Below are 21,211 nucleotides of genomic sequence, written 5' to 3' on the forward strand. Positions count from 1 at the left end.
CTTAATATTTAGCAATAAGGCTGACATCGCCCATTGCAGACAAGGTAAATACGATATCGGTCGTATCAATGGCAACAGTTCTCGGCTTGATTGGCATACCAGGTCCAACACGGGCTGGGCCGTTAACTGCGATAATATCCCCTTTGCTCAAACCCGCGGTAATTGCACGTAACTTTCCGTAACGTTCACCAATTTCAACTAATTTGTATTCTAGAACGTTGTTTTTATCTACCGTAAGCACAAAACGATTTTTCAAATCTGTACCTATGGCACGTTCAGGTATAATAATTTGCTTAGTGATGGCATTAGCTGCGAGCTTAATGCGGGCAAAAGATCCAGCACGTAATTGATCGTTTACTTGGTTGTGTTTACCTTCAAATATGGCGCGCACTCTTAATGTACCCGTTGATGGATTAATGCGATTATCAATAAAATTAATGTAACCCTCATGGCTAAAGTGTTTCTGTCCGATTTTTTGCATCACCACTTGTTGTTTACTTGCTGCAGTGATATCAGCAAATGAACGATTCCAAGTGCGTTCATCAATATCAAAATAAGCATACATTTCATGATTAGATACGATTGACGTGAGGACACTTTGGCCGGCAAGTACGTTATTACCACGGGTGATATTCGCGCGTGAAATTACACCATTAATAGGTGAGCGAATGGCGGTAAACGCTAAATCAAGTTCTGCGGAAGTGAGTTGTGCTTGCAATGCGGCTAGCTGTGCTTCACGTTGGTGTAAAATCGAGGTGCGAGATTCAGCTTGCTCTTCAGAGATAGCTTTTTGTGCTGTTAAGCGTATTGCACGTTTGGCTTCACTTTTCGCTTGACCTAATGCGGCCTTTGCACTGAGAATTTGTGCCTCCAAACTAGCAACAACGGCGGCAAAAGGGCGATCGTCAAGTTGAAATAATAAGTCGCCTTCTTTTACATCATCGCCTTCTTTAAAAGCGATGTGGTTAATAACACCTGAAACTCGTGGCATTAAAGCGACTTCTTGGGGAGATTCTAAACGGCTAGTATATATATACCAATTTTGTACAGGTTTAACCAACACCTCAGCAACATCAATAGCTTGCAAAGATTGTACTGCTTTTTGTTGCTCTGGCTCTTCTGCACAGCCGGTTATTGCTAAGCTGAGGGTGAGGATAGCGGCAATAAAAATATTTTTACTCATCATGATTCTCGTTTTGCTCAAAATAATACTCTAGGATAATGGCGTGCATGATACGTAACTAATGTGTGGACAAAAAGTATAGATTTTTAAATACATTAGTGCCAAAATTGCACCAATGTGTGTGGTACGGAATAAATAATGGATACAACAAGCCGGTTATTAATGTTGCTAGATGTGGTTGAATTGGGCTCATTTACCAGCGCAGCGCAAAGCAGGAACATTGACCGCTCGGTTATTTCAAAACAAATTAGCCGACTTGAAGATGATTTGGGTGTCAGGCTATTAAATAGAACAACCCGGTCTTTTTCACTGACTGCTGCGGGTGCTGAAATGATAAAAAAATCTCGGGAGCTGCGTGAGTTACTGGGACAAACCGTTAGGTTGGCGGAAAATTATCATCAAGAACCACGAGGAGTATTAAAAATCACCTCGCCAACCATCATAGCTAAGCGATACTTACAACCTGTGATCAATGATTTTCAAAAACGTTTTCCGCAAGTTGAAGTTGAGCTACGTTTAGACGATCGTGTGATGGATATTGTTGCAGAAGGTTTTGACTTGGCTTTTCGTATTGGCGAACCTAAAGACTCGACCTTGATTGCCCGAAAACTGGCCCGTAACCGCATGATTATTTTGGCGTCACCCGAATTTATCCAGACCTATGGCATGCCGAAAACTATCGATGAACTCTCACTATTGCCGGCAGCAAGCTATACCAGTAATTCGCTAAGAGTAACGAGTATTAGCACCATTGATCAACATGGCGATAAGATTGAAAAATCGATAAAAAGTATCTTTCGAGCGAATGATGCCGAGGTATTGTTATTAAAAGCGCTTTCTGGCACTGCATTTGTGGTGGTGCCAGCGTTGACCGTTGGCAATGAAGTGGCTGATGGACAGTTAGTCCCCCTGCTGACAGATATAAAATTGTCAGATTATAGCGCCATTTATGCGATATATCCTCATCGAGATTTGCCAGTTAGAACGCGACTATTCTTTGATGCGGTTCGAGAATATATTGGTAAAAATACACCTATTTGGGAAAGTAATATTCCACATTTTGAGCATTTATATCGGAGTAATTAAAGATAACTCATGTAAAGCAATGGGCTAATTTTATAGTTTAATCATTGCTGGGCTTGTGGTGTATCAACTAACCCCATGCTGATAAAGGTGGGTCGACGGCTATTACCTGTACGTGAGTCGTCATAACTTGATGGGTATAAAGAATTAAGCCGCATATTTTAGGTTGATTGATGGCCTCTCTATAATCATGGATTACTTTAAGCTGCAATGGATAATATTTCTCAGCGAAGGGTGAGGTATTATCAACCTCATGTTTTTTTCACCTATGGTTGACAAATTTAGACTTTTCAACTTGACAAAGTTCTTCAAGTGGTCCGTAAAGCCTTCTACCATTTGGAGTATAGATAGCAAGCTTAACTTATGTCTCCTTGAAAAGTATCGAAATTTATCTTGTTCATAACAAGGTGTTGTAAACAAGATTTGCTGTTGGATTAAAGCATATCAAGAGTGCTAGCAAGGAAAATCAGCAATCAGAGTTTCAAATAACACCTGTTTGAGTTGCTTATGAGCTAATTGACTAATATCCATAGATTTAGCAATCGATGAAGCAATTTCTCTTCTGTCATACTCACGTGGAATACAAAATTGATGCGCATCTTCATTACTCAACATGGAAGACGTTGTTAACACACGTGTTCGATAAGCGCGCTTTAAAAAATCGCTTTGTTGATGAGCTGTACGCTCAATCATTGCCTTGGGTTTTACCACACCATCTTCGGTGAGTAATGACGAGTCAATAAAGCCATCTATATATAGCTTACAGGCATTTATTTCACTTTTTTCCTCACCTTGTTGGTAAGCCTTACAAGAGCTGATAATGTCAGACTTAAAGTCAGCCTTTACTGCTGTAGACATAGCCAATAGCCCAATTGTGGCCATATTAAGTATTAGAAGTTTTAAATTTTTCATTTTTTTGTCCTTTAGTTACGATTAATTTTTTTGAAGATTGACTTATTAACCAAGCACCAGCAACGGCGGATATTAATGATCCAACTAACACGCCAACTTTTACTTGGGTTTGATAAGCCAAACCCTGCTCTTCAAAGGCGAGTGAGCCAATAAATAAACTCATAGTAAAGCCTACGCCACAAAGTAAACATACGCCGTATAATTGTGTCCAAGTTGCGTCTTTGGGCAAGCGACATAGTTTTAGTTTCACGGCAATAACACAAGCCGCGAATATACCTAATTGTTTACCAATGAATAATCCACCAATAATACCTATGGATATTGGTGTGAAAAGTTCATTAACCGAAACCCCTGTTAAGCTCACACCCGCATTGGCAAAGGCAAAAAGTGGTAGCACAAAAAACGCTATCCATGGATGTAAGCCATGTTCAATTTGATATGACATAGACTGTGAATTTTCACGGGCGATAGGAATAAACCAAGCAACGGCAAAACCGGCTAAAGTGGCATGTACACCTGATTTTAACACCGCAGCCCAAACGATAATTGACAGCAAGATAAAAGGCGTCTTGTTCTCAAGTTTAAGTCGATTAAAAATAAATAGTGTTACTAAACCTATACCTGCGATAATAAGCGAGTTGGTTGCTAGCTCTTGTGAGTAAAATATGGCGATGATAATAACGGCACCAATATCGTCAATAATAGCTACAGATAATAGAAACAGCTTTAAACTAGGTGGTAAGTATTTACCAAATAAAATAAAAATGCCTAAGGCAAAAGCGATATCTGTTGCGGAAGGAATCGCCCAACCATTCATAGCAACCGCATCTTGATAATTAAAACCCACATAGATTAATGCTGGGAAAATAATACCGGCAATAGCGGCCAAAACAGGTAATACCACCTGATCAGGACGTGACAACTGACCGTAAAATAATTCACGCTTAATTTCTAAACCAACAACAAAGAAAAATAACGCCATTAAACCATCGTTGACCCACAATACTAAGGGTTTACTAATAGCAAAAGTGCCTAAGGTAATGCTAACGGGGAACTCAAGGAATTCATGGTAACTCTGACTAAAAAAACTGTTGGCCATTATTAATGCCAGTACTGCGGCTAAGACTAAAATAATGCCAGAACTCGCATCAGTTTGGATAAACTGTTTCCAACGTAGCACAATAATATTTTCTGACATGAAACCTCCTTTTATCTAGCTCACACCAATGTCACTAATTTTCTGCTCATTTCACCTGGTAAAGCAAGCCACTACTGCGTTATTGATTTAATTATTATTACTGCATGTATGCAGCTTATTAGACCATGCAGGAGCCTATTGCCCTGAACAACGAGTTATTAAAATATATGCCTTGTATTTGGTCATTTCCCCTAGCTGAAATGTAGACTCGCAAATGAATGAAACTTGTATAATCAATTTATAGCTAATAATTAAAAGCAATGAAAGTCGATTGTAGCTGTGTTTTTATCAACAAAAAGTTGCTAAGGTTTAGTGCTAGAAGGCTAAACAGTCACAGGGAGATTAAAGAGGTTATATGGCTAAGCTTAATTATCATCACCTACAGTATTTTCATGCAATAGCAACATATGGCAGTATTGCTCAGGCGGCAAAGGTTATGCATATCACACCACAAACTCTGAGTGCTCAACTCAATTTATTAGAAGAACAATTAGGCTATAGCTTATTTGAACGCAAAGGTAAGCGTTTGGTCCTTAATGACATGGGACGTATTTCTTTTAGTTATACCCAGGAGATATTTAGTTTAGGCGATGAACTGCTGCATTCATTAAAAAATCATTCAACAGACTTTTCTTTTCGTTTTTCCATCGGTGTTACTGATGTTATCGCGAAAGTTTTTTCATTTAATTTATTGAAATCTGTCTATGCCATGGACAATTCTATCAAGTTGGTGTGTAAAGAAACTAGCTTAGACGTTTTACTTGGAGAGCTTGCAATGAATAAACTTGACGCGGTGTTAAGTGATACTTCACTGCCTACAGGTTCACCATTAAAAGCCTATAGTCACTTGATAGGTAAATGTGGCTTAAGCTTTTTTGCTGACAAAAAATTAGCGCAATCATTAAAAGGCGACTTTCCAATGTCACTTGATGGAAGGCCTTTTTTTACCGCTGGCGAAGGCTCAAATCAACATTTAAATGTCTTGTCTTGGTTTAATGAATTAGATATTTCACCCAAGATAATTGGCGAGTTTGATGATTCAGTGTTAACTAAATATTTTGGCCAAGCGGGATACGGTATTTTTTGTGCGCCCACTATGATTGAAAATCATGTTGTCGAGCAGTTTGATGTTGAAATTATTGGGAGAACTAACGATATTATTGAGCATTACTACTTAATATCCCCTGAACGAAAAGTAAAACATCCAGCGGTGCAACATTTATTAACCGAAGGTAAGAAGTTATTCAAAAATCCTATGTCGTAAATAGTTATATTATAAAAATCAAGATTTTAAGGTTCAACGATATTGTTAAGTGGTGACGAGCGATAATAGATCATTAAAGCTAATAGCCAAAAAATCATCACCATTAGAAGCATAATTTAATGAATGCCATATGCTTTTACTTCTTATTGGCTGAAATTAATAAAAAGGAATTTTTTAGTATTTCACTACAGCGATTCCGCTAATAAGGGTTTGAGGTTGGTTGTTTATTGTGCAAATATGACAGGGTAAGAATAGTTTACGTATGATAAAAATAATAGAACTAAAAAGGAGTTTGTTTTGAATTATTCAACTAAAAATATAATAAAGCCTATGTCAATCATAGGATTATTTTCAATATTATCAGCATGTGGGGGCGGTGATTACACCTACGTAGGCACACCAGAACCTGAAAAACCTAAGCTGATTACGACGCCAGTTATTGTTACACCTGTACCTTCATTTGATGGCGATGGCGTATTATCAGCAAATATTCGTTGGACAGATTATGGTGTACCGCACATTACCGCCGACAACTTAGAGAGCATGTCGTATGGTGTTGGTTATGCGTTCGCTAAAGATAATATCTGTATGCTTGCCGATCAAATCCTAAAATATAACTCACAACGCGCAAAGTATTATGGCCCTGATATCGTGCCTACCTCAGGAGACTCAGCACATTTAATTAATGACTTTGGTTTTTTAACTTTAGGTATTAGAGCGCATGCAACACAAAATATAAAGTCACTTTCAAGCAATAGCCAAGCTTTATTGTCAGGCTATGCAGAAGGTTATAATAAATACCTAGCGGATACGGGTGTTGCTAATATTGACGGCTCATGTGCCAACATGCCTTGGGTACAGCCGATTAGTGATATTGATATGCTGACTTACACACTTGGTATTGCTTTGTTACCAGGAGCTGCAAATTTTCTTGGGCCGATGTTCTTAGCTGCTCCTCCAGGAGAAAGTTTCGCACCTTACCCACAAAGTGCTGATGTTAATCGCTATAAAGTTAATTCAAATCCGGTTGTTACAATCCCTAAAAAGAACCTAGGTGGTTTGGGATCAAACGGTTGGGGTTTAGGTAAAGATAAAACTGAAAACGGTAAAGGTATGGTGTTAGCTAATCCGCACTTTCCACATACGGGAAATTTACGCTTTTGGCAATTCCATATCACGATTCCTGAGCATTTGAATGTCATGGGTAGTTCACTTACCGGCATGCCAGGGGTAGTAAATATTGGCTTTAATGAAAATGTCGCTTGGACCCATACTTTTTCATCGGCTGAGCACTTCGTGGTTTATCAGTTGACATTGAATCCAAGCGATCCTGCACAAATGTCGCAAGTAATTGACGGAGTAAACCGTTTAATCACAGGTAAAGAAATCGCCATTGATGTTGCTGTGGGGCTAGGCCAAACGATTAAACTCGCGAAAATGACTTACTCAACTCATCATGGCCCTATGGTGGTTGTTCCAGGAGATTTTGCATGGGGTCCTGGTGGTAATGCCTTTGCAATTAAAGATGCTAACTTGGGTAATGTTGATATTATCGACCACTGGTTAGCGATGAATTTAGCGGGTAATATCGCTGAATTTAAACAAGCCTTTGTTGATTATGATGGGGTGATTTTTAACAATACTATGTCAGCAGACAGTGACGGCAATGTTTTCTATATTGATGACTCAACGGTGCCCAATTTAACCGCTACCGCCATTAATGAAATGACCACAAATCCATTGCTTGTTGGTGCTAAGCAAGCCGCGGGCTTTACTATTTTACCGGGATTTTTATCCGCATTTGATTTTGACCGCGCTGTACCCTATGAAAATGCACCCCAATATTCTGGCACCGACTCTGTGCAAAATTCAAATGACAGCTATTGGCTTACCAATATTAATGCGCCTATAACAGGTGTTTCACCTTTATATGGTGCGGTAGATAATCAACAGTCTCTACGTTCTCGCTTGGCACAGAAGTTATTGGTAGATAGTGCCGGCAGTGATGGTTTATTTAATCCGGCAGAGGTCGAACAAGCCTTGTTGAGTAATCGAAGCTATTTGGCTGAAAATATACTGACTGAGCTATTAAGCATTTGCCAAGCACAAGGCAGTACAGTGGTTAGCCTTGAAACACAGAACGTTGATATCAGTGACGGTTGTGCGGCATTAGCGCTTTGGGATGGTACTTTTAATAAAAATAGTAGTGCGGCACATTTATTTCGAGAGTTTGCCTTTTTATTTGATAAAAAACCGCAGTGGCAACAAAGTTTTTCTGCAGATAATGTGCTGACCACACCTAGTGGTTTAATAAATAATGCCACCACACTGGAACAGTTTGCCCAAGCTCAGCTTAATGTTGAATCAGCGGGGTTAGCATTAGATGCCACATTAGGTTTAGTGCAGTTTGTTGAGCGCAGTTTAGCTGATGGCAGCGCCTCAGGTCTCAAAATACCTTGGGCAGGCTCTCACAATATAGAAGGTGGCTTTAATGTCTTTGATACGCGCACAGGTAATGACGGTTCATTGTTACCTCGCCATGTTTACCTGGCACAAAATAGCGATTCTACTCTGAGTGCTGAAGGTGGTGGTTATCATATTAATTATGGTAGCAGCTGGATGACAGTAGTGAACTTTACCGATGATGGCCCAGTTGCTAGAGGTTTGTTGAGTTACTCTCAATCTCATGAATATGGCAGCGATCAGAGCATAGACCAAACCTTGCTCTATTCACAACAACCACAACTTAGACCTTTGCGCTTTACCCAAGCAGATATTGAAGCTAATAAAGTCTCTGAAATGACGATTAGTTCTATTTTAGAGTAAATATTTAGCGCGTTATAAACAAAAAAGCTAGCAGTAACCTTAAAGGTGATGCTGGCTTTTTATTCGCGCTAATAGGATCAGTTATCAAAGTTAGCTGGTGATTGAAGCAAGCTCTAAGGTCACTTGATCCAAACCTAAATCTGATATTTTACGATTAATTTCAGATTGTTTGCTACTAATTAACGATATACCTTCAACAATCATATCGTAGGCTTTCCATTCTTGCGACTTGGTGTCTTTGCGCATTTGAAAGGTAATATTTATATCAGGCTTGCCCGTGTCGATAATTTTGACATCAACAGAAGCTGATTTCACATTCGCCCTTAGTTGACTTTCTGGTTCAAATAACACTTTTTGATTACTGTATTGTGTTAGAGCGTTGGCATAAGTACGAACCAAATAAGCGCGCATGGCAGTAATAAACTTTATCCTTTGCTCTGATGTTGTTTGTCGCAAATGTTTACCTAAAATTTTAAACGCCGCATATTGATAATCAATTGATGGCATTAATTCTTCTTCAACAATATCTCGCATTAGATCCGGAAATTTTTTCAAAGCATCTTGATTGCTCGCAATTTTAGTAAATAGGTTATTACCTGTTACAGCGATAACTTGATATGGAGAAACTGATGGCGTAGCCTCAGCTGCCATACTGTTTTGGACAAAAATAGTGAATAACACCAACAGCATTAAGAGCTTTTTCATGATGAGCCTTGTAAGGGATAGTTGATTTTAATTGCAGTTATTATACATACCGACCGCGCGGTATGTAAATGCTGTTTAGGCTTAAGATAGAAGATAAAGTGTTAAGAAGTGTTAACTCAGTGGGGTGTTAATTTAGCCTTAACGTTTTAATTGGCCCATGTATCGGCAAAGCTCTTTGATGACTTTGTCGAACAGCTCTTTGTTTAATGAGCTTTTACTTAAACTTGAAGAGCCATGAAAGGTTGAGACAATAAAGTAAGCGACCTGGCTAAAATCAAGGTCTGTTTGTAACTGGCTGCTAACCCGCGATAGGTTCGTAGCAATTAATAAGTTTAATTGTTGTTGCATCGCCAGTATGCGAATACGAAAGCCTTCATCCACACCTGACATTTCCTGACAGAGGTTGTTTAAAGGGCATCCACAGACTAGTTCATCACAACTCATCTCTTTAGACATTGAACTGAAAAAATCAGATAAGCCTTGAATGGGATCTTCAGCCTCTACGGGCGGTTGCCAAAGCGCAATAAAAGCGGGGGCATAAACTTCCTCAAATACCGCATAACCCAGTTCCATTTTATTGGCGAAATGATGATATAACGCCCCTTTAGATATTTCACAGCGTGCTAAAATACAAGACAAGCTAGTGGCGTTGAAACCCTTTCGGTGAATTTCATCAGCGCTAACTTCTAATATTTTTTGCCGGGTTTGCTCTGGGTCTCTCATGGGCTTACCTTAAAATATCTTACAACATAATAGCCTTAGTTTAACCGACCGACAGGTCGGTTGCAAAGATAACGTGTGAAAGCCATGTATTGCCATTGTTGCTAGCCATATTGGTATAGTAAAAGCTAAAGCGTTTGCAGCTGAATTAACTTTCCAATCGGATGGTCCAACGATGCTGGCGGCATAGTAAACCATTGTGGACCATTTTTGGTCAGGTAAATACAGTCTTCAAGTCGCACACCAAATTCACCTTGAATATAAATACCTGGCTCATTAGAAAAACACATACCTGGTTTTAAACGTTCAGTTTCGCCATGAACAAAGTTAACACTTTCATGTCCTTCCATGCCGATACCGTGGCCAGTTCTGTGCGACAATCCGGGCAATTTGTAGCCAGGACCAAAACCTTTGCTTTGATAAAATTTACGCACGGCATCGTCAACTAAGCCTGCTTGTGTACCAATTTTTGCTTGCTCAAAGGCAATTTCTTGACCTTGTCTCACCGTTTGCCAAACCTCACGCTGGCGCTTACTTGCTTCACCGAAAACAAAAGTACGACTGATATCAGATTGATAACCATGAACATTGCAGCCGCAATCCATTAACACCACTGAACCTTCAGTTAGTATTTGCTTTTGTTTAGTGCCATGCGGGTAAGCACTGGCTTGATTAAATAGCGCCATATTCCATGCGCCTTTGCCGCCTAATTGCCCTTGGGCTGTGTGCATTAATGATTTTACATCGCTTTGGCTCATGCCTATTTTTAACTGAGCGAAAACATGAGCGTAGGCAAGTAAAGTCACTTCATTAGCTTTGTGCATTAACTCAAGCTCATGTTGGCTTTTATACATACGACAACCCAGCGTTACTGGCTCGGCACTGACATGCTGCATAGTAGAAAGTTGCGCCATAACGCCACTCATAACAAAATAACGCACTGAATTTTCAAAGGCAACTTTGCCTTTATTTAAGCCTGAGTCTGTTAATATTTGTTTAATTAAAACGAATGGACTTTCATGCTCTTGCCAAACACGAATGTCATCACCCACCGTTAAAATCTCGCGCACACTTGGCGCTTCAAAAAAAGGACAAATAACAGAAATTTTACCTTCACGTGGGATAATAACCGCCGTTAAGCGTTCACTGCGCCGCCATTGTATACCTGAGAAATAATCCATTGCGGCGCCGGGTTCAAGGATCAAGGCCGATATTTCAAGTTGTTGCATTAATTTTTGTGCTTTGGCTATACGCTCTAATCGCTCGGCTGGATTAATGCCGGTCACCGTACCTGTAATCGACTTAAGTGCTGCTCTTTGGCCTTTCCTTTGACCTTTGTTATCAGGTTGGTTACTTACGCTAGCGGCAAGGGCAGATGACGTCAGGGTTTGTCCAGCAATAGAGAGGGTGGCAATGCTTGCACCACTGGCTTTTAAAAAAGTTCTTTTACTGATATTCATGTCTTATTCCTGTCTATAACCCAGTATAAAAATGCTATCTAGGTTGGAAAGTTATATTAAAGGGTAAAATAATATTAATACTTTACGCTAGCGTTTATTTTCTTAATGAGCAAGCGCTTACTGATAAAAGCCATTGCGCAGTTTTGGTTTAGTATTTGAGGTTATTTAGCCTTGAGGGTAGGTGCCAATAATGAGGATTTATTTTGGAGTTAACCTACCAACCGCTAACGATAGAAAGCGAAGGTTGTACTTTTGTACTCTGGTTCAATTGAGCTAGCTTAAGTTAACGCTGATTGATCGGAATAAAAGGGCATTGACTTGACATCTGCTATTTATCTGTAAGTCGCTTGATACAAAAGGCTATTAGGTAATTATGTGGCGCAGGTATAAAACAGGCTCATTTCTGTTATGGTGAACTCACTAGCTTATTAAGTTGAGATAGATGCTTTTAATTGTTTACAATATAAACATTAGCATAAGATATTCATGTGATTTACAGACTAAAAATGACTAAGTACGCTGACATGATTTATGGCAAAACCAAATAAAAAAGGCCCAACAAAAACCATAGATATTTTTTGTATGGGCTGCAATACCTTGTTATTTAAATACCGAAAGGGTGGCAAAGGAGCCTTAGTAAAAAGCTTTAAAGAACGGATCAGCCAAGATTATACGGTTGAACCTTGTCTTTGCCCAAAATGCTCTAAACCTTTTGCCCGAGATACTTTGATCCGCGGTTTACCTGCTTATAAATTTATTGGTGGTAAAGTTTGGTTTAAATAACTCAGACCTCAGCGTAACAACTCATGTGCATTGTGGTGGTTATTATTGCGTAAAAGTGACAAAGGCAGCGAGTGTTTAGATAGGGCAGTGGCGTATTGTAAATACTTGTTATTATATTATTGATCTCAGGTATTTGATATTTAGCTCAAGCATTGATGTCTTTAACTATTGTTCAGATAAACTTCGGTTCTATTTTTCCCCCGCGCTTTCGCTTTATATACCGCATTATCTGCTTGAGTAAATAAATCAATAAATGATATTTGCTCATCACAAATACTCACGCCAATACTTACGGTTAGCGAACTGTCGCCCACTTTAATTTCAGCGATTAACTTATGTAGTCTAAGGCATAGTAATAAGGTATCACTTTTGTTGGTATCGGGTAACATGATCAAAAACTCTTCTCCGCCAAAACGAGAGATAAGATCTGTTCTTCGGCCAAACTTCTTTAATAACTGCCCGAGTTTTTTCAGTACTCGGTCGCCTTCTAAATGGCCCATAGTGTCATTTATTTTTTTAAAATTATCGACATCTAGCATTAATAAACTTACTGAGTAATGAGATCTTATTGCTTGTCCCAGCATTAAATCACTCCGGTATTTCATTTCTCTTCTATTTAATAACCCGGTTAACTCATCAGTTGAGGCCAGTAATTTCAATGTCTCAGCTTGTATCTCAAGTGTCTCTCTGTTTTTTATCAGCTCCTCATAGAGTTTATCTCGTTTAGAAGCATTGAATAAACTCCAATAAATACAACCATTAGCACTCAAACTAGCATTCACGGTTATAGGAATACGTCTTCCATCTGAATGAAATATAATGAGCTGCATTTCCTCACATATTTTTTCTTGTAAAAGTGTAGGAATTAAATAACTTTGATAAAATATTCTTGAGGATTGAGTAAAGAGAACATCCACACTTTTACCAATAAGATCATTAGGCTTCCACAAAAGTTGCTTGGTAAAGTATGAATTGATATAGATAATAACTCTTGCGGAATTAGTAACTAAAGCACCACACGGAAAGCTATCAAGAGAGTAATTTACTACCTTGTTATTCTCAATGTGATATTTTGTCATCTTGATTACTTCGCATATTCTATTATTGAATTCATAATAGCTTCAGGATGAGTCATATGTAGGCAATGGCCATCAGCGGCTATTACTTTAAGGTTACTATCAGGCATTTCATGAGCCATGAACTCACCAATAGAGATTGCAGCCAGTGCGTCATTTTCACTTTGTAAAATTAATGATGGCTGTTTAATATCTTTTAAAAGGTAACGACTATCAGAGAAAAATGTTACTTCAGCAAAATTTCTGGCAATAACATGATCGGTAGAACAAAAGCTGCTAGATAGCTCGCCAATAAGATTATCTGAATTAATTATGCCTATCACTAATGGCGCCAAATAATTAGCCCAGCCGATATAGTTTTTATCCATAAGGTTAAGTAATTCTTTTAGATCTTCTTTGTCAAAACCACCAAAATACTCAGGAGGAAGGTTTAAATAACAGGGTGAAGGGCAAATCATTATTAGCTTAGAAAATAATGCAGGTTTTTGAATAGCAACAATCGCACCAATCATACAACTGACTGAGTGGCCGATGAAAGTGGCGTCAGATAGCTCTAAAACATCACAGATCTCAATGATATCTTCAGCATATCCTTCAAGTTCACTGTAACGTTTTTTACTGTATTGAGATATATCAGAAGCACCTGAGCCAACATAGTCAAACAACACAATAGTGAAGTGCTTGGACAGTTCTGGCGTTAAAAAGCGCCACATATTTTGATCGCAGCCAAATCCATGTGCAAGAAACAGGGTGTTACTGCCTTGGCCAATTAATTTAACATTATTTCTAATAAGTACATTATTTTTATCTAGCATGCTAATTTAGTCCCTATTCATGAGGTTAACAACAATTAGTGCTGATCAATTGTATCTTAGTAAATTTAATTGAATCACTCTATTTTAGCAACGTATTTAAAGTTAATTCGATATTATTCTGACTTTAATGAGTCAGATATTAACAAAGGCTATTGAGGTGTATGGCAAGTTGCTTGAGAGCACAGCAAGCGTGCTGTATTTTATCCCACACAAGCGAGCAATAATTTAATAAAATTGCTCTAAGTTGCATTAAATGAGCAGATTTTTACCAAATTGGAGAATAACCGGGTATGTTTAAATGAGCGCTGAAGTGAATCATTTAATTATTAGTTAAGTTCTTAATTAAGTAATGCCATCAGTAAATAAGCGCACTCAAATTAACCAATCCACTATATTAAATGGCCTAAGTAATTTGAGTGACTTAACGTTAATGACTATAAATTTTAGTTCTCTTCAGGTAAAACTTTAATCGCCATATAATAGCTGGCTTCTAGCTCATCATTGATACAGTTTAATAAGTAACTGTTCATTTCTGATGTGGTAATTTCATCTTCTACAGCATCATTTTTACATTGTGCTAAAAGGCTGACGATATATTCTGAAGAGGCTGCCATTAATTCGGCTTCATCTTCTTGGCAAAATGCTGCAGTTGACGTTAATGCCAGTACAGTTAATGCTAAAATTAATTTTTTCATATTGAATCTCTTGATGTTTCATTACATGTCCCAATAGTCACTTAAAGAATTAAGCTCTCTATCAAGAAATCTTTTTTCATTTAATGAATCTAACCTTTGTCTGATTTGATAATTTTGTTTCGCTGTTTTTTTAATTGCTTTTTTATTGGTTGAGCCAGAGTCAATTTCAAAACTAGCACTACCCGTATCAAAATTTGGCTCATCATCAATATCAGTATCAGTATCAGTATCTGCATATGTATCAATGTTCATTTCTTTACCTTATAAAAAATCATATTTGTGTTTTCAAAGTGATAATGGGCCGATAATTTAAAATTGGAAAGTGAATTATTTTGCGGTTATTAATCAAATTTTTTTATCGAATTAATTTAATGGTTAAAATCTTGATTAGCATGTCTAAGATAAAACTTCGACGTAATGATTAATAGGATGTATAAGCTTATAAGCTCTTATAAAATAATGGATTAATATTATCATGGTCGTTTTATTGTTTAGTGAAAGGTGTTTTTAATCATGTTTTTTTTGAGTGGCAGCTGGCAAGGGACTATGCGATGCTAAGTTTTTTAAGTCTATAATGTTCGATATCAAGTTTAAGGGGCATTAGCCCTAAAAATAAAGTGGAGAGTAGGTAAGCGGGAAGCTGTTGACAAATTAATCTATCAGCCAAAGGTTAAGCATATATTTATGGCTATTATTTTAGCTTAACGTTTGTCTAATCAACTTTTTTATGGTGATGATTAAACTGTGGATACGCGAAAGTCATAGCGGTAGTGAGATTTTTAAAGGCTTTAACCTTAAACTCAGCGTAAATTATCTAAGCTTTTTGGCTAATAACTCAAGTTTATCCTCTAATTGCGTTAGCTTTTCAGTAATGGCGGTATTTTGAGTAATAATTTGGGCGTTTTGCATTCTCAACTCTCTATTTTTAATGTTGGTATCGGCAAAACCAAATATTTTGTTGATAAACATCGCCCCCATAGCACCAAGTATACCTACGCCGAGTATAAACATAATAAAAACAGACGCTCGACCAATAAAAGTGATGGGGTAGACGTCACCAAAACCAATCGTGGTAGAAGACATTACCATTAGCCAAATAGCATCGCTATAGCTTTTTATGTTTGAGGCTTCAAGCCCATATTCAGCTTGATAGGTAATATAGCCCAAGGATAAGTTTAAGGTTAAAAATAATAGGAAAGATGCAATGCCAATAAAGCCATAGTTGTAATTTTTTATGCCGAAGTCATCGACACGGTATAAATTAGTTTTTTCCATTGCTTTTTGAACGACTATCATTTTAATCTCTTACATTATCTATGGGCTTTTATGAACGAGTTAATCGGGGTAAGCTTAGCTCGGCTTTAGTCAATAAGACTATTATCGACATAATTAATCAAGTCATCCATTAATTTTTTCTTAATTTCAAGTTGCTGCTCTGATGATAACGCATATTTTTCAGCCAGTAAGGCATAATCGTCAGCTGACAAGCTTACGGTTAATCTTGGACGTTTAGGGCGCTTATTTATCGGTAAACCAAGAATGTCTCGAATTTGCTCTGACGGGCTGATACCAGCCTCTAACGCTTGCTTTCTAATCGCGAGTTGAATTTTCTCATCCATATCAAAAGCAACTTGCACTGCTTTGACTGCTTTTACGGATGATTGCCATTTGTCAGGAATTTTTCGTGACACAATTAACTCCCTGGATACATATCAACAATATCGGTGGTGGGTTTAAATAAGGTTAAAAATACTTCAGTATCGCCGTCTTGCCATACTTCAATATCGATGCCTTTATCTTGATCTTCATCAAATAGCGAATAAAGCTCAAATTGCTCACCACTGTCTTTGCCTTGGTAAGCTGAGAGTTCATCTTTTCGATAATCTTTGCGATGAAAGTAACCTACTTGGGCATAACTGCTTTGTTGATATATTTCGCTGCTCCAGCCTGACGTGTTACTACTGTCAGCTATGCGCTCTAATTGCGCTTGACCCGGCTCATCAAAAACTTCAGCAAATTGCTCAAGATCAAACAGTGTTTCAACATCTTGATGCAATATTTTCAGGGAAAATTTTAGATAGGTTTTATCATCAACGTCCAAAGTTAAATACAACTCTGTATTGTCACCACCCTGCAAAACCCATTCTGCTTGAGTTTTATTTTCAAATTCATAGCTGTTCACGGCTGTTACTTGAAATTCTTGCGCTCTTAGTGCTGCGGGCAAACCAAAACTGTCTGATAGCACAATGATGTCACCTAGGGTGAGTTCTTTAACATTATTGAGTTTACGTTCTGGTGTTGGTTTCTTAAATATATTTTTAAAAAAGCTCACTATTTGCTCCGAATATCAATGGCTAAACTGGCATTTAATTAAACTAAAAAGCCGCTTTGCATCATGGATACAAAGCGGCGATAGTAACTTGTGAGTTACTTCTTTTTAGCTTTTAAACGCTCTAATACTGAATTTGCGTTGTTGTCACTAGCGCCAATGCCGGCTTCTTTAAGCTTAGCTTCAAGTGAGTTATCTGAGTTTTCTGACTCAAGTACTTCAGCAGCTTTCATGCGATCATCAAATTTTTGTTGCTTAGCTTTAATGCGTTCTAATGAGTCTTTGGCACTTAATAGCTTAGAGTTACTTGATGAGAAGTTATCGGTAATTGCTGAGGTTGCTTTTTGCACACTTTCTGTGGTTTTCACCATAGACAATTGACGTTTGTATTCAGCTACGTGACGTTCACTCTTTTTCACTAACTCTTTTAAGCGTTCAGCACTACCTTGAAAGCTATCAAGCGATTGCTGCTGCGTGGCGAGTTCATTTTCAAGTGTTGATATCTTTTCAGCAACCGCTAAAGCAAGTTCGTCGTCACCTTTTTCTAGGGCTTGAACGGCATAACCTTCATGCTCAGTAACTTCACGCTTAATGCGCTCAACGTCACGGCTAGAGGACATTTGTTGTGCCATAACACCAGTTAGGTCACGTTTAGCTTTAGTGAGGTGATTTTCTGCGTCACGAATTTCTTGTTCAAAAATACGTGTGGCATTTGAGTCAATAATGGTTTCACCGACTTCAGTTGCGCCACCGCGAATAGCGGTCATAATTTTTTTAAAAATACTCATCATAATACTCCTAAGGTGGTTGCTTAAATTAAGTAATCACTCATGTCATCAATAATTTCTAGCGCATTATTGCTCAATACCGCTAGTTCGTGTTCGATATCATCAAATGTTGAGCTAATCGCTAGCGCACCAAAAATGACATATTTATCACCAATTTTCGAAAATGAAGATAATGGCATAGGTATGTTCATTTCTAACATACTGACATGCATCTCATTTATCTTGTTTAATTTAACTTCTTCTTCACCCCAGAGGTAGGTGATACAAAGAATTTGATCATCCGTTACCGACACAAAAATAGGTAACTCTTCACGGCCGAATACCGAAATTTGTAATACATCGACTTCACCTGATATGGGTTGGCAATCAAACACCATCCCAGTATCTGAATCATCAGCCAAGGTATTTAGGTAGTCAGCTATTTTATGAATATTCATGTTATTCCTCATGCTCGAATAAGTAGCGTAAAATCAGTGATACTGTTTTACTTAACGACATAATATGTCGTATTGGTTTAATTTAGCATCATGACATATTATGTCAAGTGCTTATTTCATCTTTCTTATTTTATCTTAAGTTAGCTTAAGCTATATTAAACGTTTTTGTGCTAACTAAATGATCAATAATGTAGTTGCAGTTTACCTGCATTCAATGTGCTCACTGTAAATGAGCATTGTTCAAGCCTTGTTGATCTTGCCATGCTTTTTGATGTAATTGATAAATTGCATGACTGCCAAGATAATTAATCGGTACGGTTTCACTGTCTTGATAAAAATCTCGAGAAAATTCAAAGGCATTAGTGACCATAGGTAAGGTTAGCCAATGGTGAGCAACAGGCAATTGAGGTAAGCGTTTTAATCTTGTTAAAGGCGCTGCGCCCATTTTACTGGCAATAGTCCAACCCCATTCGCCGAAACTAGGTACGTTGTCATGATATTGCTGAACAGTTGAATATCCAGCAGCTTGCACCGTTTTACCAATAGCAATAAAGGCGTCTTTAGCATGATAAGGACTGGCCGATTGAATGCCAATTAAGCCATCGCCCGCCAGTAGTTGTTTTAATCTGGCATAAAAGTGAACTGAATAAAGTTTATTCAAATCTGGATGGCTAGGGTCGGGTAGGTCAACAATAATGGCGTCAAAGGTTTGATGGCTTTGCAATAGTTGGTCGATAGCGATAAATGCATCAGCGGCAATAATTTCAACACGCTCATCGCGCAAACTTGCCGCGTTTAAATCTTCGATGGCATTAGCTAGCCTCAGTGGTAATTTCTCATGTGGATTTTTAAATAATTCAATGAGTTGCTTATCTAAATCCACTAAGGTGACCTTTTTAGGTTGCCACTGTAAAACATCTCTTAATGCTAGGCCATCACCGCCACCAATAATTAGAATGTTTTCATAGCGTGCTGAGCCCGCTAACACTGGGCTAACAAGATAACTGTGGTAAATAAACTCATCTGAGGATGAAAACTGTAAGCGGCCATTTAAATAAAAGTTAATAATATTGCCTTCGCTAGGGCCCATATTTCTTTTGGTAAAAGTCAGTTGTTGAAAACGTGTTTTGTCACTATAAACAACCTTGTCAAGATAAAGTAAATTACTCATTTGACTTAACCAGCCATTACCAAATTGGTAAATTGCCATAATCATTACTAATAAAATACCATGAGCTGTTATTAAGGTTTTTCGCCAGGTCAATTTTTGCCAATAATATAAGATAAATATAATGCCAGCAGTTAGATTTAAAGCGGCAGTTAATGCACTCGCTTTGCTGATGTCTATAGATAAGAGAAATATTACCCAGATACCGGCACCAATACCGGCACCAATATAATCAGCACCATAAATGGTGCCAAGATTATTTTTAAGATGCTTTTGATGTATTTCTTCGCGTATGCGTGCAATAAGGGGTATTTCCATACCAATAAAAAAGCCCAGAATTAGCCCGAAAAAATAGGGACTATTAAAGGCAATAAAGCTCAGTTGTTTAAATAAACCGCCTCGCGGGTAAGCATCAGGGGGCAAGTTAAACATCGATCCTAATATGTCAGGAAAAGTCTGAGTGATGGCGATCAGTCCGCCAATAATGAGTATTGAGCTACTACCCAGAAAAGCAATCATTAGCTCTAACCAAACAAAGCCATTAAAGGCACATTGAATTTTTCGTGCCGCAAAAGCACCTAAACCCATAGCGACAATCATCAGGCCAATCATGGCGTAAATAGTACTTTCCATAACACCAAGTACACGACCGGCGTAATGTGACAATAGGTATTCATATATCAGGCCACAACCCGCTAAAACAGCCATAGTTAAAATCAGGAGCACATCATCCCATAGCCTATTTCTACTGCTTGTCATGGTTATTCCTAGCTTGAGTTAAATGAGTGTTTAATGAAAGGGGGAAAATAACCAAGCGTAATAATTTACTCTTGGTTATTTTAATAGCAAAATTTTGATAAAACTATGACATTAACGCCGTTAAAATAAGCGCAATTGAAATGCTAATCGCCATCTCAACACTGGCGACACCAATATTGTGTTGATGGTCTACTTCCTCAACTAAGTTGATACCCATCAGCACTAGGCGTTTAGCAATAGACGTAAGAATAGCGACTAATATGGTCATAATCATACCAAAGATAAACCAGCCAACTATATTAGCTAATAAGGTCTCTGGACTATAAGTTAAAAAGTGGCTGGCAGCTGTTACCGCTAGGGCCGTGCTAATAACTTGACCAGCATAACGAATGGCGAGAGCAACTTGGCCTTCAGCAAAGGCATTTTGCATGCAGCTATTTTGATTGTTTTTAGCGTACTGGCGTTCTTTAATACGGGTAACTAACACTAACATGGCTTGTGAGACTATAAAGCCAGCGATAATAGCGATAAAGGTATTGATATCTAAACCGTAAACCCACAGTAATACCGCGCGAATAATAATGGCGGTGGCAATAGCACCTGAAGCATCGACAATACCAACTGATATATTATGGGCTTTAATTTGCGCATTTTTATCTATTTGGTTTAAAGCAAAACGGTCATGAAAAACCCGGCCTACTTTAATTAAAATCAAACCTAAAATGCCATAGCTTGCCATGCCAACAACTTCCATTAAATAACTTTCGGCATTTTCACCGGTAATGGCACCCGTTAGTACGATACCCAAGGCAGCAACACTACCGGCAACACTGATACCAAAGGCAAAGTTATCTTCTTTGGCAAGTTCGTCGGTAGAGTTAACTTTTGCAGATAAACCACTAATAAAGCGCATGGCGCAAAGTAATATAATGGCAATCGTTATATCGATAGCTAAGAAAATTAATAACTCTATATTTAGACCCGTTATTTCAATAAATGTATTCATACTT

At 38.1% G+C, this 21,211-nt stretch carries 21 protein-coding genes; 4 read left to right on the forward strand and 17 right to left on the reverse strand.

Annotated elements, in window-relative coordinates:
• Window position 1 precedes the first annotated feature (1 nt).
• On the reverse strand, window positions 2–1,183 hold the full coding sequence (locus H4J46_RS10945) for an efflux RND transporter periplasmic adaptor subunit (protein ID WP_182233707.1): 1,182 nt from the start codon (window positions 1,181–1,183) through the stop codon (window positions 2–4).
• Between the two features lie 138 nt (window positions 1,184–1,321).
• On the opposite strand from H4J46_RS10945, the gene H4J46_RS10950 reads away from it, so the two are divergent.
• Window positions 1,322–2,269, forward strand: a complete 948-nt coding sequence (locus H4J46_RS10950; RefSeq protein ID WP_182233527.1) for a LysR family transcriptional regulator — start codon at window positions 1,322–1,324, stop codon at window positions 2,267–2,269.
• Window positions 2,270–2,719: 450 nt separating this feature from the next.
• Here H4J46_RS10950 and H4J46_RS10955 read toward each other — a convergent pair whose 3' ends face one another.
• Together H4J46_RS10955 and nhaA are read right to left on the reverse strand one after the other, a co-directional pair.
• Window positions 2,720–3,178, reverse strand: a complete 459-nt coding sequence (locus H4J46_RS10955; protein ID WP_182233723.1) for a Rap1a/Tai family immunity protein — start codon at window positions 3,176–3,178, stop codon at window positions 2,720–2,722.
• Window positions 3,150–4,376: a Na+/H+ antiporter NhaA gene (gene nhaA / locus H4J46_RS10960; protein ID WP_182233528.1), complete on the reverse strand. Its 1,227-nt coding sequence runs from the start codon at window positions 4,374–4,376 to the stop codon at window positions 3,150–3,152. Before nhaA ends, H4J46_RS10955 begins: the two co-directional genes overlap by 29 nt.
• A 355-nt stretch (window positions 4,377–4,731) precedes the next feature.
• Here nhaA and nhaR point away from each other — a divergent pair, with 355 nt between their 5' ends.
• Window positions 4,732–5,640, forward strand: a complete 909-nt coding sequence (gene nhaR / locus H4J46_RS10965; protein ID WP_182233529.1) for a transcriptional activator NhaR — start codon at window positions 4,732–4,734, stop codon at window positions 5,638–5,640.
• A 330-nt stretch (window positions 5,641–5,970) separates the two neighbouring features.
• Window positions 5,971–8,466, forward strand: a complete 2,496-nt coding sequence (locus tag H4J46_RS10970) for an acylase (protein WP_182233708.1) — start codon at window positions 5,971–5,973, stop codon at window positions 8,464–8,466.
• Between the two features lie 90 nt (window positions 8,467–8,556).
• Here H4J46_RS10970 and H4J46_RS10975 read toward each other — a convergent pair whose 3' ends face one another.
• The 3 genes from H4J46_RS10975 to H4J46_RS10985 all read right to left on the reverse strand — a co-directional run bounded on the left by H4J46_RS10975 (window position 8,557) and on the right by H4J46_RS10985 (window position 11,351).
• Window positions 8,557–9,171: a phospholipid-binding protein MlaC gene (locus H4J46_RS10975; protein ID WP_182233530.1), complete on the reverse strand. Its 615-nt coding sequence runs from the start codon at window positions 9,169–9,171 to the stop codon at window positions 8,557–8,559.
• Window positions 9,172–9,309: 138 nt separating this feature from the next.
• Window positions 9,310–9,894, reverse strand: a complete 585-nt coding sequence (locus tag H4J46_RS10980; RefSeq protein WP_182233531.1) for a TetR/AcrR family transcriptional regulator — start codon at window positions 9,892–9,894, stop codon at window positions 9,310–9,312.
• A 125-nt stretch (window positions 9,895–10,019) separates the two neighbouring features.
• Window positions 10,020–11,351: a Xaa-Pro peptidase family protein gene (locus H4J46_RS10985; RefSeq protein WP_182233532.1), complete on the reverse strand. Its 1,332-nt coding sequence runs from the start codon at window positions 11,349–11,351 to the stop codon at window positions 10,020–10,022.
• A gap of 531 nt (window positions 11,352–11,882) precedes the next feature.
• Here H4J46_RS10985 and H4J46_RS10990 point away from each other — a divergent pair.
• Window positions 11,883–12,134, forward strand: coding sequence for a hypothetical protein (locus tag H4J46_RS10990; protein WP_182233533.1), 252 nt, complete (start codon window positions 11,883–11,885; stop codon window positions 12,132–12,134).
• Window positions 12,135–12,295: 161 nt separating this feature from the next.
• On the opposite strand, the gene H4J46_RS10995 is transcribed toward H4J46_RS10990, so the two are convergent.
• From H4J46_RS10995 to H4J46_RS11045, 11 genes are all read right to left on the reverse strand, one after another.
• Window positions 12,296–13,213: a diguanylate cyclase gene (locus H4J46_RS10995; RefSeq protein WP_182233534.1), complete on the reverse strand. Its 918-nt coding sequence runs from the start codon at window positions 13,211–13,213 to the stop codon at window positions 12,296–12,298.
• Window positions 13,214–13,218: 5 nt separating this feature from the next.
• A complete protein-coding gene (locus tag H4J46_RS11000; protein ID WP_182233535.1) occupies window positions 13,219–14,025 on the reverse strand; it encodes an alpha/beta fold hydrolase in 807 nt (268 codons plus the stop codon).
• 443 nt (window positions 14,026–14,468) lie between these two features.
• The gene (locus tag H4J46_RS11005; RefSeq protein WP_182233536.1) at window positions 14,469–14,720 is read right to left on the reverse strand and encodes a hypothetical protein; all 252 of its coding nucleotides are present in this window, start codon (window positions 14,718–14,720) and stop codon (window positions 14,469–14,471) included.
• A gap of 21 nt (window positions 14,721–14,741) precedes the next feature.
• Entirely contained in the window at window positions 14,742–14,972 is a 231-nt protein-coding gene (locus H4J46_RS11010) for a hypothetical protein (RefSeq protein WP_182233537.1), read from the reverse strand.
• Between the two features lie 558 nt (window positions 14,973–15,530).
• On the reverse strand, window positions 15,531–16,016 hold the full coding sequence (locus H4J46_RS11015; RefSeq protein WP_259365799.1) for a potassium channel family protein: 486 nt from the start codon (window positions 16,014–16,016) through the stop codon (window positions 15,531–15,533).
• A 65-nt stretch (window positions 16,017–16,081) separates the two neighbouring features.
• On the reverse strand, window positions 16,082–16,411 hold the full coding sequence (locus H4J46_RS11020) for a hypothetical protein (RefSeq protein WP_182233538.1): 330 nt from the start codon (window positions 16,409–16,411) through the stop codon (window positions 16,082–16,084).
• A 2-nt stretch (window positions 16,412–16,413) separates the two neighbouring features.
• Entirely contained in the window at window positions 16,414–17,052 is a 639-nt protein-coding gene (locus H4J46_RS11025) for a hypothetical protein (RefSeq protein ID WP_182233539.1), read from the reverse strand.
• A gap of 95 nt (window positions 17,053–17,147) precedes the next feature.
• Window positions 17,148–17,837 carry a PspA/IM30 family protein gene (locus tag H4J46_RS11030; RefSeq protein ID WP_182233710.1) on the reverse strand — a complete coding sequence of 230 codons (690 nt, stop codon included), beginning with the start codon at window positions 17,835–17,837 and terminating at the stop codon, window positions 17,148–17,150.
• Window positions 17,838–17,860: 23 nt separating this feature from the next.
• On the reverse strand, window positions 17,861–18,274 hold the full coding sequence (locus H4J46_RS11035; RefSeq protein ID WP_182233540.1) for a YjfI family protein: 414 nt from the start codon (window positions 18,272–18,274) through the stop codon (window positions 17,861–17,863).
• A gap of 220 nt (window positions 18,275–18,494) precedes the next feature.
• Complete coding sequence (locus H4J46_RS11040) at window positions 18,495–20,201, reverse strand: polyamine aminopropyltransferase (protein ID WP_182233541.1); 1,707 nt, start codon at window positions 20,199–20,201, stop codon at window positions 18,495–18,497.
• A gap of 103 nt (window positions 20,202–20,304) precedes the next feature.
• On the reverse strand, window positions 20,305–21,207 hold the full coding sequence (locus H4J46_RS11045) for a DUF350 domain-containing protein (RefSeq protein WP_182233542.1): 903 nt from the start codon (window positions 21,205–21,207) through the stop codon (window positions 20,305–20,307).
• Window positions 21,208–21,211: the final 4 nt, after the last annotated feature.

This window comes from Colwellia sp. MB02u-6 (assembly GCF_014077095.1).
GTDB lineage: Bacteria > Pseudomonadota > Gammaproteobacteria > Enterobacterales > Alteromonadaceae > Cognaticolwellia.

What these genes read in the sequence shown, in the direction of transcription:
- H4J46_RS10945 (WP_182233707.1), bottom strand. Translation starts at nt 1,183, where the DNA reads ATGAGTAAAAATATTTTTATTGCCGCTATCCTCACCCTCAGCTTAGCA.
- H4J46_RS10950 (WP_182233527.1), top strand. Translation starts at nt 1,322, where the DNA reads ATGGATACAACAAGCCGGTTATTAATGTTGCTAGATGTGGTTGAATTG.
- H4J46_RS10955 (WP_182233723.1), bottom strand. Translation starts at nt 3,178, where the DNA reads ATGAAAAATTTAAAACTTCTAATACTTAATATGGCCACAATTGGGCTA.
- nhaA (WP_182233528.1), bottom strand. Translation starts at nt 4,376, where the DNA reads ATGTCAGAAAATATTATTGTGCTACGTTGGAAACAGTTTATCCAAACT.
- nhaR (WP_182233529.1), top strand. Translation starts at nt 4,732, where the DNA reads ATGGCTAAGCTTAATTATCATCACCTACAGTATTTTCATGCAATAGCA.
- H4J46_RS10970 (WP_182233708.1), top strand. Translation starts at nt 5,971, where the DNA reads ATGTCAATCATAGGATTATTTTCAATATTATCAGCATGTGGGGGCGGT.
- H4J46_RS10975 (WP_182233530.1), bottom strand. Translation starts at nt 9,171, where the DNA reads ATGAAAAAGCTCTTAATGCTGTTGGTGTTATTCACTATTTTTGTCCAA.
- H4J46_RS10980 (WP_182233531.1), bottom strand. Translation starts at nt 9,894, where the DNA reads ATGAGAGACCCAGAGCAAACCCGGCAAAAAATATTAGAAGTTAGCGCT.
- H4J46_RS10985 (WP_182233532.1), bottom strand. Translation starts at nt 11,351, where the DNA reads ATGAATATCAGTAAAAGAACTTTTTTAAAAGCCAGTGGTGCAAGCATT.
- H4J46_RS10990 (WP_182233533.1), top strand. Translation starts at nt 11,883, where the DNA reads ATGGCAAAACCAAATAAAAAAGGCCCAACAAAAACCATAGATATTTTT.
- H4J46_RS10995 (WP_182233534.1), bottom strand. Translation starts at nt 13,213, where the DNA reads ATGACAAAATATCACATTGAGAATAACAAGGTAGTAAATTACTCTCTT.
- H4J46_RS11000 (WP_182233535.1), bottom strand. Translation starts at nt 14,025, where the DNA reads ATGCTAGATAAAAATAATGTACTTATTAGAAATAATGTTAAATTAATT.
- H4J46_RS11005 (WP_182233536.1), bottom strand. Translation starts at nt 14,720, where the DNA reads ATGAAAAAATTAATTTTAGCATTAACTGTACTGGCATTAACGTCAACT.
- H4J46_RS11010 (WP_182233537.1), bottom strand. Translation starts at nt 14,972, where the DNA reads ATGAACATTGATACATATGCAGATACTGATACTGATACTGATATTGAT.
- H4J46_RS11015 (WP_259365799.1), bottom strand. Translation starts at nt 16,016, where the DNA reads ATGATAGTCGTTCAAAAAGCAATGGAAAAAACTAATTTATACCGTGTC.
- H4J46_RS11030 (WP_182233710.1), bottom strand. Translation starts at nt 17,837, where the DNA reads ATGAGTATTTTTAAAAAAATTATGACCGCTATTCGCGGTGGCGCAACT.
- H4J46_RS11035 (WP_182233540.1), bottom strand. Translation starts at nt 18,274, where the DNA reads ATGAATATTCATAAAATAGCTGACTACCTAAATACCTTGGCTGATGAT.
- H4J46_RS11040 (WP_182233541.1), bottom strand. Translation starts at nt 20,201, where the DNA reads ATGACAAGCAGTAGAAATAGGCTATGGGATGATGTGCTCCTGATTTTA.
- H4J46_RS11045 (WP_182233542.1), bottom strand. Translation starts at nt 21,207, where the DNA reads ATGAATACATTTATTGAAATAACGGGTCTAAATATAGAGTTATTAATT.